Source organism: Pseudaquabacterium rugosum, assembly GCF_038066575.1.
Classification (GTDB): domain Bacteria; phylum Pseudomonadota; class Gammaproteobacteria; order Burkholderiales; family Burkholderiaceae_C; genus Pseudaquabacterium; species Pseudaquabacterium rugosum.
Window position 1 is genome coordinate 37,510 of the sequence record NZ_JBBUTF010000004.1, and the last position, 15,672, is coordinate 53,181.

Genomic DNA, 15,672 nt, shown 5'->3' on the forward strand with positions numbered 1-15,672 from the left:
CCATCATGAGCGCCCTGACCCTCGTCACCCACGTCTACAACGACCAGGCCAATGTCGACACCCATGTCGCGCACTGGAAATCGTTTCCGCCGGCGCTGCGCCGGCACCTGAGTTTCCTCGTCATCGACGACCACTCGGACGAGCCGCTGCGCATCGACGCCGGTGAGCTGGACCTGCGCCTGGTGCGCGTGAGCGACGACATCGACTGGAACATGCCCGGCTGCCGCAACCTGGGCGCGCTGCTGTCGCGCACCGAGTGGATGCTGTACTTCGATGCCGACAACATCACCTCGGCCGACAACATCGCCCGCCTGGTGCAGGCGCTGCCCACGCTCGACGCCAGCCGCCTCTACGTGTTCCGCCGCACCCAGGACGGGCGGGACGTCGATCCCCACATCAACACCTACCTGATCACCCGCAGCGGCTTCTGGCAGGCCGGCGGCTACGACGAGGACTTCAGCGGCCACTACGGCTACGAGGACGTCGTCTTCCGCGCGATGTGGCGCCAGCACTGCGGCGGCGAGACCCTGCTCAGCGACATCGCCTTCGAGCAGATGCACTGGCGCACCCAGGGCCTGGACCGCGACACCACGCGCAACCAGGCGCTGGCGCAGTACAAGCTGGCGATCGGGTTGCCGAAGCCGCAGGGCTTCGTGCGGTTCCGGTGGGAGGCGGTGGCGGTCGCCGCCCCCGCCGCCGCTGCTTCCGCCCCGCCCGCGGCGGGTCCCGAGCGCTCCGCCGCGGCGGTGGCCACCGCATGACCCCCCCGGTGCGCCGGGTGCTGGCCCTGCACCGGGTCGATCTGGCCCCGGCGCAGCAGCTGGTCGCGCAGCTGGCCGCGGACCAGGGCGAGGCGCCGCTGCTGACGGTCTGTGATCCGGTGCTCCACCACCATGCGATCACCCAGGGCCTGACCGAGGTGCGGCTGCTGCCGCTGCCCGACGCCCGGATCGCCGTCGACGTGGCCGCGCGCGCCCATGCCGCCACCCGTCTGCTGCAGGCCGACTGCGACGCGCTGCTGGCGCCGGTGATCCCGGCAGCCGTCGGTTGCGGCTGGCTGTCGCACTGGCTGCGCCAGTTCCACACCACGGCCTACGGCTATGCGCGCATCGGCCAGCTGCTGGCCGAGCGGCTGGTCGGTGACACCGTGGCCCTGCTGATGCCCGACCAGCCGCACCGCTACGGCTACCACTCCTGCGTGCCGGCCCTCAAGGTGGCCGAGTCGTTGCGCGCGGCCGGTCAGGCCCCGCGCCTGTACCAGACGGCGCTGCAGCCGCCCGACGACATCCTGGTGCCCGACCTGAGGGCCTGGCCGGCCGCCGGCGACGAGGCGCCCCAGCTGCTGGTCCACCTGCCGACCTGCTTCTACGATGCGGCCCTGTTCGCGCGCGAGACCCAGGCCAGCGGCCTGCGGGCCCTGGTGCTGCCGGCGCCGCTGTTCGACGTGGAGCTGCCCGGCCTGCCGCGCCTGCCGCTGTGCCCGCCCGAGGCGCTGGACACGCTGCTGGACGCACCGCAGCGGGCCGCGCTGGAGGCCGTTTGCACCCGCCTGCTGCCCACGGTCGAGCGGGCGATGCGAGCGGCTCTGGGCCAGGAGGAGGCGGCCCGCAGCCAGGCCCGGGCCCTGGTCGATGCGGTGCGCCTGCAGGCCCGCTGCTATGCCGCCCTGCTCAAGGCGTTGGCCGGCCGGCCGCTGCCGCAGGCGCTGCTGCTGAGCAACCACGACGCGGGCCTGCACGGCGCCTGGCTGGCCTGGGCGCGCGAGCGCCGCGTGCCGGTGCTGTGCGTGCCGCACAGCAAGGTGCACAACCAGCGCCTGCCGGTGTCGGACCTGCCGGGCCTGCGCTGCCTGCACCACGGCCTGCAGGGCGGCGTTCCGGTCGATCTGGATGACAACCCGGTGGCCTGCGGCGTGCTGGACTATGCCGAGGACCTGGACTGGCCGGGCCGCGCGCCCGAGCGCCTGCGCACGCTGGGCCTGGTGCTCAACGGCCTGGCGGCCAACGCGATGTGCCTGGTCGACCTGCGCCACTACCTGCACGAGCTGCAGCGCCTGCGCGACTGGGCACGGCGCCAAGGGGTGGACTGCCGCATCCGCTGCCGGCCCAACGAGAGCATCGCCAGCGTGCTGGCCGCCGAGCTGGGCGTGCCGGTGCGCGAGCTGCTCGACGGCCAGGCCGGCAGCCTGGTCGACTTCGCCCGTGGCTGCGATCTGGTGATCGGCATCGACCAGCCGACCAGCGGCAGCGCCGAACTGCTGCGCGCCGGCATCCCGATGCTGCAGGCCCTGGTGCGGCCGCTGGCGCCCGAGGAATGGCGCATCGTCGATGCCGGTGTGGTGCCGCAGCTGCCGGTCGATGCCGTGCTGGCCCGACTGCAGGACTGGGCGGACACGCCGCTGGGCCTGTGGCAGCACGCCCAGGCCCAACGCCGGGCCTGGATGGACAGCCAGGCCGACGCGCGACCGCTGCGCCACTGGCTGGGCGCAGCCGTCGGGCGCTGACTCAGGCCTGCCGGCCTGGCGCCGGCTGCAGCAGCAGCGTGAAGTCACGCAGCCGCCCGCCCGGGCGGCTGGTGTCGTCCAGTTCGCACAGCGACCAGCCCAGGCGGGTGTACGGATGCGGCGCGGCCGGTTCGTGCGTGAGCATCGGCTGGGCGGCGCAGCGTGCCGGATCCCAGCGCAGGTCCAGCAGCGGGCCCTGACTGTCGTGCAGACGCAGCTGGCCGGCACCACCGCCGAAACCCCCGCTGCTGGAGACCAGGGCCGAGACCGCCTGGCCATGGCGCACCGGCCGGTCGAGCGCCAGGCGCTCGGCCACCGGACCGCCCTGGGCGATCTCGATCGACAGCGGATGGCGGTGGGCATCGGGGCCCAGCGTCAGCTGGCCCACGCGCAGCGTGCCCAGCGGCCGGCTGACACCGTCGAAGCCATCGTGCAGCGCGAGGGCGCCGTCGTGCAGGCGCACGGCCACGCGCTTGTCCAGCGCGCCGTCGGCCAGGGGCAGGCGCGCGCCCAGCAGCAGCCAGCCCTGGTGCAGGGCCCAGCGGGGCTGCACCCGTTCCAGGTCGGTCAGGCGCTGGCGGCTGCCGGGCACCTCCATCAGCAGGCCACCGCTGTAGAAGTCGGCGGCCAGCGCGATGCCGTCGAAATGACCCTGCGGCAGGTTGACCAGCAGGGCCCGGCCGTCGTGGGCCGTCCAGGCCACCCGGTGCAGGGTCAGCCCGCGCCTCAGATCGAGCGTCAGGTCGAGTGCGGCGTGGGTGATGCGCAGGCGCTGTCCGTCGGCCTCCAGGCGGGTGGTGATCTCCTGGCCTGCGGACCGCAGCTGCAGCCGGCCGTCGGCGGGCAGGGGCTGCCAGTCCAGGCCGTCCGCGGCGACCTCGCCGAGTGATTCGAGGGCGCCGGGTCCGGCCGGATCGGCGGTGACGGGTTCAGCGGCGCTGCTGGCGGTCAGGGCCTGTTCCAGCCGCTGCAGCGCCTGTTGCCAGCGGCCGTCGGTGATGTGGGTGCGCAGGTCGCTGGCCCACAGCTCGCACAGCAGCGCCCAGTCGGGCGTGTCGCCGGCGCCGGCCTGTCGCATCAACTGACGGGTCAGTTGATGGCACTGGCTGTTGAGCCACAGATCGTCGCGGCCGGTCACGCTCCAGCGGTTGAGGTTGTACTTGGCCTGCTTCTTCACCGGGACCGGATGGGCGATCGAGCCCAGCGGCGACGGGCGTGCCGGGCGTGTGGCCTGATCGATCCGCAGGGCCTGCGACGGCAGCCGCCACTGCAGACCCCGCTCGTCGCGCAGGCGCCGGCACAGGGTGGCCAGGCGCTGCCATTCGCCGTCGGCCGGTGCGGTCTCGGTGTGGAAGCGCCCCGGGCGGAAGTCGAACACCTCGGCGTCGTTGCAGTAGATCGGCAGCGGCAGGCCGTCGTGGCCGGCCCGGTGCTCGACATAGGCCAGGTACTCGTCGGCCGGCCGGTCACCATGCACCGCCCGCTGCAGGTTCTGGAACAGGTTGGAGTCGGTCCACAGCACCGGCAGCTGGCGCCCGTCCGGGCCGAGCGCGGCGGTGGGCAGCGCTCGCATCGGCTGGCCGTGCAGATCCTGCGCCAGGCGGATGTTGTCGCGGTCCATCAGCAGGCCCTGGTAGCCGGCATCGGCGTACACGCCCACCAGGCTGTCGGCCCAGGCCATCTCGTTGACCAGCGCCAGCTGCGGCGCCACGCCCAGATGGTGCACGCAGGCCTCGCGGCCCAGGCGCTGGTTGTGGCGGTTGACCTCGGCCGGTGCCAAGGGGCCGATCAGCTGGGTCCAGCCGCTGCCGATCAGCTCGATGCGGCCGGCGGCCAGCAGGGCGGCGCAGCGGCGGATCCAGGCCGGGTCCAGCTCGGCGATGCGTGCCAGCGTCCAGCCGCTGAGCTCGACGCCCACCGGCAGGTCGTGGTGTTCCGCCAGATCCAGCAGCGGGTGGTAGCAGCGGGCGATGACCTCGGGTCGGCGCTCGGGCGCCACCGACGAGAAGGCCAGGTTCAGATGGAAGAAGAGGAAGGCGTCGCGCATCGCAGTCGGCCCGCTGGGCCCGGTGTCAGGCGGCCGGGGCCGCGTTGGTCGTCGGGAAGGACAGGGCGGCCAGGCAGCCGGCCAGCCGTGCACCGCCACCGCCCACGCCGCGGCCGCGGGCCTGCCGGGCGAGGCGGGCCGATGCCACCGGATCGTCCAGCAGCGTGGCCAGACGGGTGGTGGCCGTCCGGGCATCGGCGGCCACGGCGAGCAGGCCGGTGGCGGCCAGCTCGGCCAGCTCGGACCGGTCCTTGTCGCCATAGGGGGAGAACACCACGGTCGGCACACCGTGCTGCAGCAGTTCGAAGGCGCTGACGCCGAAGACGGTCACCGCATGGCTGCAGCGCTGCATCAGCGGACCCAGGCCTGCAGGTGCGTCGTGCCAGTGCCAGTCGCAGCGGGTCGGGCCGTGCGGGACGCAGGGCGCGCTGGCCCAGGGCCCCCGCACCCAGTGCAGCCGGCTGCCGGCCGGCAGCGTCGCGTCCAGCAGCGTCGGCCAGTGGGCACCGAGTCCGGTGGCGTCGCTGCCGCCGGTCAGCACCAGGACCTCCGGGCGCGCCGGAGGCTGCCAGACGGCCGGCGGCGCATCGAGCGGGGGCAGCAGCAGGCAGTCCCAACCCCAGATCACCGGAGCCGTGCCCGACGCGCCGTCCAGCCAGGGGGGCTGGCGGAAGCTGGGCATGAAGATGCCGTCCAGGTGCGGGTGCAGGGTGGCCGGGCCGTCGATGCCGATGCACGGCACACCGTGGCGGCGCCAGCGGTCCAGCGCCGGGGCCAGGCCTGCGGGCAGGGCGCCCGCGGCCAGGTCCAGCAGCAGTGCGTCAGGCCGTGATGTGCCGTCCACCGGGTCCGACAGCCGGGCATCGATGGCCGCGACCAGCTCAGCCCCGGTCGGCAGCAGCGTCCAGGGCGGATCGTCGGCCCGGCGGTCGGCGCCCCCGTGCACCAGCAAGCGCGGCGTCAGGCCGGCGGCCGTCAGGGCCTGCGCGGCGACCCGCATGCGGCTCAGATGACCCAGGCCGATGCCGGGGCCGGTCTGGCAGACCAGCAGCGGATGCTGCGGGCCACCGCGGCGCGGCGCGGGGCGTCCGGCCTGCACCACGGCGTCAGGCCGCGGCGCGCCAGGTCTGGCGCAGCTGCTTGAACGGCCGCAGGCCGTCGCTGGGATCGGCCCGCCACAGGCGGTCCGGCAGCTCGGAGGGCACCGGCACCTTCACGCCGTCGCCATCGGCCCCCAGACCGTGGCGCACGTCGCGGATCACCGCACCGATCTGCGCCGGCAGCCAGCAGTGGCCGGCCGCGTACTCCTCACCCTGGCCGTCGAGGTCGAGGTGGAACTCGATCACCGGTGCGCCCCAGCGGTGGATGGCACGCTGGATCACGCCGGGCTCGACGGTGTGGTCCGACCAGCCGACCTCGCAGCCGGTGGCCTCGCGCAGCGTGGCGATGGCGGCCAGATTGGCTTCGCCGTAGGGCGTCGGGTAGGCCGAGGTGCAGTGCAGCAGCGTGGGCCGTGCACAGCCGTGATCCTTGAGCACCTGCACCGCATGCCCGATCTCGTCGAGCGTGGCCATGCCGGTGGACAGCACCACCGGCTTGCCGGTGGCGGCACAGGCGGCCAGCAGCGCGTCCCACAGCAGCTCGTAGCTGGCGATCTTGTAGAAGTCCACGTGCGGGGCGAGCTCGTCGACGGCGTCCAGATAGAACGGGGTGCACGAGAACTGCACGCCACGGTCGCGGCAGCGCGCGGCGATCTCGGGCAGGAAGGACAGCGGCAATTCCCACTCACGGCGGCGGCGGTGGCGCTCGGACTGCGCCAGGATCTCCGGCGCGAACAGCGCGTCGATGCGGAAGAGCTGGAACTTCACCGCCTGGCAGCCGGCCTCGGCGGCCTGGTCGACGAACTGCAGGCAGCGGCCGAGGTCACGGCTGTGGTTGCTCGAGACTTCGGCGATGAAGAGCGGGTCCATGGTGTCGGTGCGGGCGATGGGTTCAGGGAGGCGGTACGGGGCCTGACGGCTCAGATCAGGTGCAGGCGATCGCCTTCGCGGACGATGGACACCACGGCGCTGTCGCGTGCCAGGCTGCGGTCGGCGGCCTCCAGGATGGCCGTCACGTGCTCGCTCTCGGCCAGCGTGGGCAGGTGCAGGTCATCGGCCGCGCCCCGGCCGGCGGCGGCCAGATCGACGAAGTGGGCCACGCTCTGGTAGCCGTACTTGGTCGTCAGGTTCCAGCCGCCCAGCAGGCTGCGCGAGAGGTTGAAGAAGTGCGGGTTCGGCGCCTGCGGGCCGCTGGCCTCCAGCACCTTGCGCGTGCCGCGCAGGCGCTGGTCCGAGAAGACGTGGCCGTTCTCGGTCAGCAGGTGCATCTGCTGGTAGGTCATCGACTCGGTGCGGCCCGGATCGGCCCAGCCGGCGATGTGGTGGCTGGCGAAGACGTGGCCGTCGGCCGCACGCCAGCGGATCTGGGTCTGGATGGTGTCGGCCACCGCCAGGCCCCAGGCTTCGCGGATGTGGCCGAACTGCTGGGTGGCTCGCACGTCCAGCGGCACGGCACCCGTCAGGAAGCCGGTCATGTGGATGTAGTGCGAGCCCAGGTAGTGGTTGATGTTGCAGCGCGGGTTGGCGCGCAGCCAGCGCTCGTAGATGCGGATCATGTCGCGGCGCTGGCTCATCAGCGACGAGACGTGGTGCACCCGGCCGTAGGCCTGCTGGCGCAGGTCATCGAGCAGCAGCAGATTGGCCTCGTCGAACACCTTGTGGTAGTCGATCATGCCCAGCAGGCCGGCGGGCATGGCCTCGCGCACCCGGTAGTAGTCGTCCAGCGTGGTGACCGCGGGCTTGACGATCAGGAAGGGGATGCCGCGTTGCGCGCAGGCCAGCATGGCCTCGGCATGCAGGGCATCCGGCAGGGCGATCAGCGCGGCACACGGTTGTGGCAGCGTGTCGAGTGCCCGGAGCCAGGCCTGCGGATCGTGCTGGCCGGGGCCGGGGAAGGCCTCGAAGCGTGGGTCGATGCCCGGGTCCTGCGCCCAGTGCCCGATGCGGGCCTGGATGTCCTGCAGCTTGTCGCCGTCCTGGCCGCAGACCGCGATGCGCCCGACCTTGCCCTGGGCGCGCAGGAACAGCGCGCTGGGCAGCAGCACGCCGGTGTCCTTGTCGGTGGGGGTGCGGCCCGACAGCGCGGTCTGGCCGGTGGCGTAGTGGCCGCTGCCGATCAGCACCAGGTTCAGCGGCGGGGCATCGGGCGCAGGGCGGAAGGCGGGCGTGTTCATGCGGGGCTGACCTCGGTGTGGATGGCGGCGATGGCGGCCTCGGCGCGGGCGATGGCCGCCTCGCGCGTCGGTGCGGTGCAGATCACCTGGGCATGGCGTTGCGCGTGGTGTTGCGCCTTGTCCAGCCGGGTGCCGGGCGCCGGAAAGAAATGGTTGAAGCGCTGCACGCCGGGCATGCCGGCCACGGCGTCGAGGCCGTCGGCATGGCGGAAGATGCCGGGACCGCGCGGGATCCAGTAGCGCTGCGCGCAGCCCAGCTGGCGGGTCGGTGTCAGGGCGTCCAGATCGGGCGTCAGGCCGAGCGCCATCTGCATCAGCGGGCGCAGCGCGTTGACACCGGTGGCCGCCGGGATGCTGCCGGCGCCGAACCAGCCACCCGAGGTGCGGCAGGCCATCTCGATGATGTGCGGCACGCCGTCGTGGATCAGGATGTCGCCCTTGGCCGCACCGAAGTCGATGCCGAGGGCGGCCACCGTGCGCTCGACCAGGGCGTGCACCGCCTGCTGCTGCGCGGCCGGCAGGGTGCTGGGGAAGTCGATGCCGTCCTCGATGAAGTACGGGGCCCAGAACGCGGGCTCGGCGTAATGGCGGTCGGCGAAGGCGAAGGTGTGGACGCGGCCCTGCCAGACCACCGACTCGGTCGAGATCTGCGGGCCCTGCAGCACGCGCTCGATCAGCACCTCGGCGCTGCGGCTGTGCTGCATGGCCTCGTCGTAGGCGATCCGCAGCGCGGCCTCGTCGTGCACCACCTGCACGCCGCGCGAGCCGGCGTTGTCCACCGGCTTGAGCACCAGCGGAAAGCCGAAGCGGCGGGCGGTCTCGACCAGTGCCTGGCGGTTGTCGACAGCGGCGAAGTCGGCCACCGGGATGCCGGCGGCGCGCAGCGCGGCGATGCGGGTGGCCTTGTGCGTGCAGCGGTGGGCGGTGGCCGGCGCCAGGCCGGGCAGGCCGAGCGCGCGGGCGACCTCGGCCACCACCTCGGGGATCTCGACGGCGTGGCAGAACACGCCTTGCACCTGCTCGGCGCGACCGATCCCGACCAGCGCCGCCACGTCGCGGATGTCGGCCACATGGCCCGCGTCGGCCAGGGCCAGGCCGGGCGCCTGCGCGCTGCCGTCGACGGCGACGGTGCGCCAGCCCTGGCTGCGGGCCTCGTCGATGGCGATGCACTGCTCCTGGCCGGCGCCGAGCAGCAGGATGGTGGGACGGTTCATGGACGGGGACTCCGCAGGATGATCGTTCGGTGAGCGGCTGGCCCCGGCGTCAGTCGCCGCTGCGCCGGGCATACAGCAGGATCTCGCGCCCCATGCCGAGGCCGGCGAACGCGCGCCGCATGCCGGCCAGCAGCTGGCGGCCCTCGGCGCCGGCGCCGTGCAGGTTGCGCTCCAGCGTCTTGCGCCAGCCGTGGGCCTGGCGGCCCTTGGCGTCGTCGCCGATGTAGTGGTGGCCCATCAGCAGGAAGAGGTCGATCGGGAAGGTGGTCTCCTGATGCTCGACGGTGTAGCCGCAGCGCGAGACCAGCGCGGCCAGCGAGGCCGCGTCGAAGTAGTTCAGGTGGTGCGGCGGCGCCACCCACCACGGCGCCACGCCCAGGTGGCGGTGGACGATGCGCTGCACCGGGTTGTCGTCGTTGGGCACCACCAGCACCAGCAGGCCGTCGGGTGCCAGCAGGTCGTGGGCCAGGCGCAGCATGGCGGCCGGATCGCTCAGGTGCTCCAGCACCTCGCCCAGGTGCACCACGTCATGGCGGCCGAGCGTGGGTGCGCTGTCGGCATCCAGGAAGCCGTTGACCACGTCCAGGCCCAGTTGCTCGCGGCTGTGGCGGGCGGCCTGTGTCGAGGGCTCGATGCCGCGCACGCTCCAGCCGCGGTCGCGGCCACTGGCCAGGAACAGGCCCGGGCCGGAGCCGACGTCCAGCAGCCGGCGGCGCGTGGCCGGCAGCGCGGCCTCCAGCCACTCATAACGCTCGGTGTAGACGCACTCCCACCAGTCGCGGTCCTCGAGGTAACGCTCGATGTAGAGCGGCTTCTCGGTGCGGTAGTAGTCGTGGGCGTAGACCTCGGCCAGCGCCTGCGGCGTGGGCAGCGGCAGCACGTGGCGGAAGCCACAGTGCGCGCAGTCGACGACGTCGAAGCCCTGCACGCGGTGCAGCACCGCGCCGGCATGGGTGCAGCCGGCGGCGTCGGTCCAGCTCGCCTGCGGCGGCAGGTCGCTCAGGTCGCTCATCGTGCTCACTCCCGCGTCAGGCGCTGGAAGCCGCTGTGGTGTGGCGGGGTGCTCAGCAGGTCGGCCGGGCTGAGGCCGGCCAGCAGGCCGAAGACCTCGTCGCAGGCCGTGGCGTACTGGTCGAGGTCGGCATCGGCGTGGGCCAGCGAGGCCTTGAACTGGCGGAAGCCCAGGATGCCCCGGCGCAGCATCTCGATCGTGAAGCGCGTGTTCAGCGCCACCGCCTGCGGGTGGTCGAAGCCGAAGGCCGCCAGCGTGGGCAGGCCGCTGATGCGGATCGTCAGGCCGGCGCGCGCTGCGGCGTCAAGCCAGATGCGCTGGCAGCGCTGGCCGAGGGCGATCAGGCGCGTCTCGGCCTGCTCGCGGCGGTACTTGCGCAGCGTGGCCAGCGCCGCGGTGGGGCCCACGCGGTCGGTCCAGTTGGTGCTGCTGATGAAGGTGGTCTGCGCGGCCTGCATCACCGTCTCGGTGCCCAGCACCGTGGCCATCGCGTAGCCGTTGGCCATGCTCTTGGCGAAGACCGCGATGTCGGGGTGAATGCCGTAGCGGCGGTGGATGCCGCCGGCGCACATGCGGAAGCCCGAGGTGATCTCGTCGAAGACCAGCACCGCGCCGAGTTCGCTGGCCGTCTCGCGCAGCGCGCGCAGGTACTGGTCGGGCGCGTCCTCGCCGCGGGCCGGCTCGATCACGATGGCGGCGATGCGGTCCTCGCGGCCACGCACGGCCGCGCGCAGCGATTCGATGTCGTTGACCTGGAAGGGGATGGCCGTGCCGGCCAGGCCGCGCGGTACGCCGGCGGGCTGCAGGCCGGCCATCAGCTGGCCGTCGAGCGCGTCGGTCTCGCCCAGGTTGGCGGCCAGGTACCAGTCGTTCCAGCCGTGGTAGCCGGAGAACAGCACCACGTCGCGCCGGGTGTGGGCGCGGGCGATGCGCACGGCCATGCCCATCGCCTCGCCGCCGCTGCGCGCGTAGCGCACCATGCCGAACCAGGGGTGCAGCTCGATCAGCGCCTCGGCCAGTGCCACCTCCTCGGGGCAGTTCAGCGAGGCGTTGACGCCGCCGCGGATGGCGGCGACCACCGCGTCATCCACCTCGTCGTCGGCATAACCGAGGATGCAGGCGCCCACCGCCATGATCGACATGTCGAGGTACTCGCGGCCGTCGAGGTCCCAGACGCGGGCGCCCTTGGCGCGGCTGTAGTAGGCCGGCCAGACCTCGGGCGCGAACATCTCCGGCCGCTTGGACAGCAGCTGGGTGCCGCCGGGAATCAGGCCGCGGGCGCGGCGGTAGAGCGCCGGGCCCTGGCCCTGGATCAGCGCGTCGAGTGAGTGCATGTCGGTCGGGCTCCGGATGGGGGTGTGCGGATCGGGCGTGTGCGGCGGCCGGGCTCAGGCGGCCGGCCGCACGGCCTGCGCGTCCTCGGCCAGCGACTTCAGGTAGCCGGCGTTGCGCACGATGTCGGTGTTCAGCTGCATCAGCTGCGGCTCGCGCGCCAGCAGGGCCAGCACCTCGCCGGCGCCGAAGGGCGGTGCATCGGGGCCGCGGTCCAGGCGCTCGAAGACCTGCTGCAGGAACAGGTGGTCGCGCGGTTCGTCCAGCGTCCAGCGGTGGTGGGCCAGGCCGCGGAACTTGTGCAGGCCGCCGTTGCGGAAGAGCTGCGGCTGGTGCTCGATGTAGGGGCCGACGTGCTCGCGCTGCGAGGGCAGCGTGGCCTCGCGCCAGGCGCGCGCCAGGGCGCGGGCGGCGAACACGGTGCAATCCAGGCCGTCGGGGAATTCGCCGGCCAGACCGTAGAAGTCATGGTCATCCGCGTGGAAGCCGCGGACCACCTCGTCGACGAGGGCCGGATCGATCGCCGGGCAGTCGGCGGTGATGCGCACCACCGCGTCGGCACCGAGCGTGGTGGCGGCCTGGTGGTAGCGGTCGAGCACGTCGTGCAGGCTGCCGCGCACGCAACGCACGCCGGCCTGCGCGCACCAGCGCTCGATCGGATCGTCGCTGGCGTCGGTCGAGGTGGCCACGGCGATGCCGTCGAGCGTGCGGCAGTGGCGCAGGCGCTCGACCACGTGGGCCAGCACCGGGCGTCCGGCCAGCGGCATCAGCACCTTGCCCGGCAGGCGGGTGGAGCTCATGCGGGCCTGGATGATGGCGACGGTGTTCATGCGGGCATTCCGGCTGGGAAGGCCGGGCCCGGAGGCACGACCGATGCAGCCCAGTATGGGCGGCCGACCGTGACGGAATGCGCGGGAAAAGGGCGGGGGTGGCGCCGTTGTTCGGGGCATCGCCCGCGGCCTGCGGCCTGCGGCGGGCCGGTCCGTCCGGTCCGCCCACGCGGGCCCGGGGATCGGCGCGCGCCGCGCGCGCCTTCAGCCGGCCGGTGGCCAGCGTCGCGGATCGATGGCCGCCGGCTCGTCGCAGGCCAGCGCCGGCACGTGTTGCGGCCGGGCGGCGCGCCAGGCGCGCTGCAGCGCCTGCCACTGCGCGAGGCTCTCGACGCCGACCAGGCAGGCGGCCACGCCGGGCAGGGCCTGCACCGCGGCGAAGGCCAGCCGGGCGGCGGTGTCCTCCGTCGTCCTGTCCGTGGCCACCGGCGGCTGGCCGGCGCACCAGTCGGCCCAGCGCGCCAGTGCTGAGGTGGCCGCCGGTACCCGGGCGGCACCGCGGCCGGGCGCCAGCAGCAGGCCCTGCAGCAGCGCGGAGCGCACGTGCAGCGTCAGGCCCTGCAGGCCGGCGGCGCGCTGCGGATCGGCCAGCACGCGGGCCAGCCGCTGATCCAGCGCATTGGCCGGCAGTTGCGCCCAGTGCAGGCCGTGGCGTCGGTGCAGCGCGATCAGCTCGTCCGGTCCGTAGGCCGAGACGCCCAGGCGCAGCGGTCGGCCATCGGCCGGCACCGCATGCTGCGCGGCGGTCTCGCAGGCGGCGGCCCACAGCCGGTCGCCGTCCGGCCCGGCCAGATCCTCGACCCGGTGGAACAGCAGCGCGTGCAGGCGCGGGCCCAGCCGCTCGCAGGCCTGGCGCACGCCGTCGCGCACGCAGGCTTCGCGTTGTTGCGCGGTGGCGGTGTCGGCCGCCGGCAGCGGCGCCAGCTTGCTGACGATGGCGAACGGATGCGGGCCGCACAGGCCGGCCAGGCGGGACTCGATGTCGCCGTAGGCGGCAGCCGTGTCCAGCCAGCGCACGCCGTCGTCCCAGGCGGCCGCCAGGATGGCGCGTACCTCGTCGGGTGCCACCATCCGGCCCTGGCCGACGGCGCCGTAGGCGAGGCCGAACTGCACGGTGCCGAGGGCCAGCTGGCAGCCCTGCGGTGTCGTGCCCGCGGGTGTGGTGGTGGCCAGGCTCACCGGCCGCTCTCCAGCGCCGTGCGCAGCACGTCCACCACGCGGTCCTGCTGCGCCGCCGTCAGCCCCGGAAACAGCGGCAGCGACAGCGCCTGCGCATACCAGGCCTCGGCCGCCGGAAAGTCGCCGGGCGCGAAGCCGCGCGCGCGCCACCAGGGCTGCAGGTGGATCGGGATGTAGTGGACGTTGACGCCGATGCCGGCCCTGCGCAGCGCGCGGTAGACCTCGGCGCGCGGCGGGGCGTCGGCGTCCAGCGCCACCGCGTACAGGTGCCAGGCGCAACCACGGTCGGCCAGGCGGGGCGGGCGGCGCAGCGGCAGGCCGTCCAGCCGCGCGTCATAGCGGTCGGCCTGTGCGCAGCGGTCGGCGTGCATGGCCGGCAGGCGCTGCAGCTGGCTCAGGCCCAGCGCCGCCTGCATCTCGGTCAGCCGCAGGTTGTGGCCGAGGGCCTGTTGTTCGTAGACCCAGGGCTCGGCCGGCAGCTGCTGCAGCCGCTGCGGTTCACGCTCGACGCCGTGGCTGCGCAGCAGGCGCAACTGGCGGGCCAGTTCAGGGTCCTGGGTGACGACCATGCCGCCCTCGCCGCAGGTGATCACCTTGACGGCATGGAAGCTGAACACCGTGGCATCGGCCCATTCGGCACCCACCGGTGCGCCCAGGTAGTCGGCGCCGGTGGCGTGCGAGGCATCGGCCAGGATGCGGAATCCGTGGCGATCGGCGAGCGCGCGCATCTCGCGCAGGTCGGCCGGCAGGCCGGCGAAGTGCACGGGGATCAGCAGATCGGGCAGCGTGCCTTCGCGCGCCGCGCGCGCCAGCTTGTCGGCCAGCGCCGGCACGCCCAGGTTGCGGGTGTGCGGATCGATGTCGACGAAGTCCACCGTCGCGCCACAGTAGGCGGCGGCATTGGCCGAGGCCAGGAAGCTGTTGGGCGAGGTCCAGACCCGGCGGCCGGGCCCGATGCCGAGGGCCAGGCAGGCCAGGTGCAGCGCGGCCGTCGCGTTGGTGACGGCCACCGCGTGGGCCACGCCGTGGGCCTGGGCGAAGGCGGCCTCGAAGGCCGGCACCACCGCGCCCTGGGTCAGGAAGTCCGAGCGCAGCACCGCCACCACGGCGGCGATGTCGTCCTCGCTGACCTGCTGGCGGCTGTAGGGCAGGGTGACCGGCGGCAGGGCGGGTGCAGCCATCGCGCCGACCTCAGCAGGCCGCGCCATGGCTGGCATGGGTGTCCAGCAGGTCCTTCAGCTGGCTCACGCTCAGGAAGTCGGGGTTGTCGCCGCTGTTGTAGCTGAAGCCCTGCGGCACGCGCTGGGCGCCGGTGGCCGCGCAGTAGTCGTCGATGCCGTAGGCCGAGCCCACGCCGCCCGCCGGCAGGATCGCGTAGTAACGGCCGAGATCGACGGTGTTCGGGCTGTCGGAGGCGGTGATCATCTCCTCGTGCAGCTTCTCGCCCGGGCGGATGCCGACGATGTCCTGCCGGCAGTCCGGGGCGACCGCGCTGGCCACGTCGGTGATGCGGTAGGACGGCAGCTTGGGCACGAGGATCTCGCCGCCCCAGGCGTGCTCCAGCGCCCACAGCACCATCTCCACCCCGCCGCGCAGCGGGATGTTGAAGCGGGTCATGCGCGGATCGGTGATCGGCAGCGTGCCGCTGGCCGCCCGCTCCTGGAAATAGGGGATGACCGAGCCGCGGCTGCACATCACGTTGCCGTAGCGCACCACGCTGAGCTTGATCGGCCGCGCGCCGCGGATGTTGTTGGCGGCGACGAACAGCTTGTCCGAGCACAGCTTGGTCGCGCCGTAGAGGTTGACCGGCGCGGCCGCCTTGTCGGTCGACAGCGCCACCACCTTCTGCACCCCGGCATCGAAGGCGGCCTCGATCACGTTCTGTGCACCGAGGATGTTGGTCTTGATGCACTCGAAGGGGTTGTACTCGGCCGCCGGCACCTGCTTGAGCGCGGCTGCGTGGATCACGATGTCCACGCCTTCCATCGCGCGCTGCACGCGCTGCGCGTCCCGCACGTCGCCGAGGAAGAAGCGCAGCTGCGGGTAGTCCTTGGCCGGATAGGCCTGGGCCAGCTCGTACTGCTTGAGCTCGTCGCGCGAGAACACCACCAGCCGGCGCACCTGCGGCCAGCGGGTGAGCACGGTGTGGATGAAGGCCTTGCCGAAGGAGCCGGTGGCGCCGGTGACGAGGATGGACGTGCCGTTGAGCATGGTGCGGGCCTGGTGCGAGCTGCGTGGACCTGGGGCCCGGGCCGCGGCCCGGGTCTGTCTGTCCGCACTG

The 15,672-nt window shown here is 73.3% G+C and carries 13 protein-coding genes; 2 read left to right on the plus strand and 11 right to left on the minus strand.

All coding sequences use genetic code 11. The annotated features are described in order from the left end of the window. The first annotated feature begins 5 nt into the window (after positions 1-5). Together AACH11_RS04585 and AACH11_RS04590 are read left to right on the plus strand one after the other, a co-directional pair. Complete coding sequence (locus AACH11_RS04585) at positions 6-761, plus strand: glycosyltransferase family A protein (RefSeq protein WP_341373026.1); 756 nt, start codon at positions 6-8, stop codon at positions 759-761. Beyond that, positions 758-2,503, plus strand: coding sequence for a hypothetical protein (locus tag AACH11_RS04590; RefSeq protein WP_341373027.1), 1,746 nt, complete (start codon positions 758-760; stop codon positions 2,501-2,503). Before AACH11_RS04585 ends, AACH11_RS04590 begins: the two co-directional genes overlap by 4 nt. 1 nt (position 2,504) lies before the next feature. Here AACH11_RS04590 and AACH11_RS04595 read toward each other — a convergent pair whose 3' ends face one another. The 11 genes from AACH11_RS04595 to pseB all read right to left on the minus strand — a co-directional run bounded on the left by AACH11_RS04595 (position 2,505) and on the right by pseB (position 15,602). After that, on the minus strand, positions 2,505-4,550 hold the full coding sequence (locus AACH11_RS04595) for a hypothetical protein (protein WP_341373028.1): 2,046 nt from the start codon (positions 4,548-4,550) through the stop codon (positions 2,505-2,507). Positions 4,551-4,575: 25 nt separating this feature from the next. After that, positions 4,576-5,652, minus strand: a complete 1,077-nt coding sequence (locus AACH11_RS04600; RefSeq protein ID WP_341373029.1) for a hypothetical protein — start codon at positions 5,650-5,652, stop codon at positions 4,576-4,578. Positions 5,653-5,656: 4 nt separating this feature from the next. Continuing rightward, positions 5,657-6,520: an N-acetylneuraminate synthase family protein gene (locus AACH11_RS04605; RefSeq protein WP_341373030.1), complete on the minus strand. Its 864-nt coding sequence runs from the start codon at positions 6,518-6,520 to the stop codon at positions 5,657-5,659. A 50-nt stretch (positions 6,521-6,570) separates the two neighbouring features. Continuing rightward, on the minus strand, positions 6,571-7,824 hold the full coding sequence (locus AACH11_RS04610) for a hypothetical protein (protein ID WP_341373031.1): 1,254 nt from the start codon (positions 7,822-7,824) through the stop codon (positions 6,571-6,573). After that, positions 7,821-9,038, minus strand: coding sequence for an ATP-grasp domain-containing protein (locus AACH11_RS04615; RefSeq protein ID WP_341373032.1), 1,218 nt, complete (start codon positions 9,036-9,038; stop codon positions 7,821-7,823). The genes AACH11_RS04610 and AACH11_RS04615 overlap by 4 nt, the downstream gene beginning before the upstream one ends. Positions 9,039-9,087: 49 nt before the next feature. After that, on the minus strand, positions 9,088-10,050 hold the full coding sequence (locus AACH11_RS04620; RefSeq protein WP_341373033.1) for a class I SAM-dependent methyltransferase: 963 nt from the start codon (positions 10,048-10,050) through the stop codon (positions 9,088-9,090). Positions 10,051-10,055: 5 nt separating this feature from the next. Continuing rightward, positions 10,056-11,384 (minus strand): aminotransferase class III-fold pyridoxal phosphate-dependent enzyme, encoded by a 1,329-nt coding sequence (locus AACH11_RS04625; RefSeq protein ID WP_341373034.1) that lies wholly within the window; start codon positions 11,382-11,384, stop codon positions 10,056-10,058. Between the two features lie 54 nt (positions 11,385-11,438). Then, entirely contained in the window at positions 11,439-12,212 is a 774-nt protein-coding gene (locus AACH11_RS04630; RefSeq protein WP_341373035.1) for a cytidylyltransferase domain-containing protein, read from the minus strand. A gap of 204 nt (positions 12,213-12,416) precedes the next feature. Continuing rightward, complete coding sequence (locus AACH11_RS04635; protein ID WP_341373036.1) at positions 12,417-13,391, minus strand: aldo/keto reductase; 975 nt, start codon at positions 13,389-13,391, stop codon at positions 12,417-12,419. Next, positions 13,388-14,572 carry a UDP-4-amino-4,6-dideoxy-N-acetyl-beta-L-altrosamine transaminase gene (pseC, locus tag AACH11_RS04640; RefSeq protein ID WP_341373037.1) on the minus strand — a complete coding sequence of 395 codons (1,185 nt, stop codon included), beginning with the start codon at positions 14,570-14,572 and terminating at the stop codon, positions 13,388-13,390. The genes AACH11_RS04635 and pseC overlap by 4 nt, the downstream gene beginning before the upstream one ends. A gap of 10 nt (positions 14,573-14,582) precedes the next feature. Further along, positions 14,583-15,602: a UDP-N-acetylglucosamine 4,6-dehydratase (inverting) gene (gene pseB / locus AACH11_RS04645; RefSeq protein WP_341373038.1), complete on the minus strand. Its 1,020-nt coding sequence runs from the start codon at positions 15,600-15,602 to the stop codon at positions 14,583-14,585. Positions 15,603-15,672 lie beyond the last annotated feature (70 nt).

Coding starts and splice junctions, on each gene's coding strand:
- AACH11_RS04585 (WP_341373026.1), top strand. CDS start 6: ATGAGCGCCCTGACCCTCGTCACCCACGTCTACAACGACCAGGCCAAT.
- AACH11_RS04590 (WP_341373027.1), top strand. CDS start 758: ATGACCCCCCCGGTGCGCCGGGTGCTGGCCCTGCACCGGGTCGATCTG.
- AACH11_RS04595 (WP_341373028.1), bottom strand. CDS start 4,550: ATGCGCGACGCCTTCCTCTTCTTCCATCTGAACCTGGCCTTCTCGTCG.
- AACH11_RS04605 (WP_341373030.1), bottom strand. CDS start 6,520: ATGGACCCGCTCTTCATCGCCGAAGTCTCGAGCAACCACAGCCGTGAC.
- AACH11_RS04610 (WP_341373031.1), bottom strand. CDS start 7,824: ATGAACACGCCCGCCTTCCGCCCTGCGCCCGATGCCCCGCCGCTGAAC.
- AACH11_RS04615 (WP_341373032.1), bottom strand. CDS start 9,038: ATGAACCGTCCCACCATCCTGCTGCTCGGCGCCGGCCAGGAGCAGTGC.
- AACH11_RS04620 (WP_341373033.1), bottom strand. CDS start 10,050: ATGAGCGACCTGAGCGACCTGCCGCCGCAGGCGAGCTGGACCGACGCC.
- AACH11_RS04625 (WP_341373034.1), bottom strand. CDS start 11,384: ATGCACTCACTCGACGCGCTGATCCAGGGCCAGGGCCCGGCGCTCTAC.
- AACH11_RS04630 (WP_341373035.1), bottom strand. CDS start 12,212: ATGAACACCGTCGCCATCATCCAGGCCCGCATGAGCTCCACCCGCCTG.
- pseC (WP_341373037.1), bottom strand. CDS start 14,572: ATGGCTGCACCCGCCCTGCCGCCGGTCACCCTGCCCTACAGCCGCCAG.
- pseB (WP_341373038.1), bottom strand. CDS start 15,602: ATGCTCAACGGCACGTCCATCCTCGTCACCGGCGCCACCGGCTCCTTC.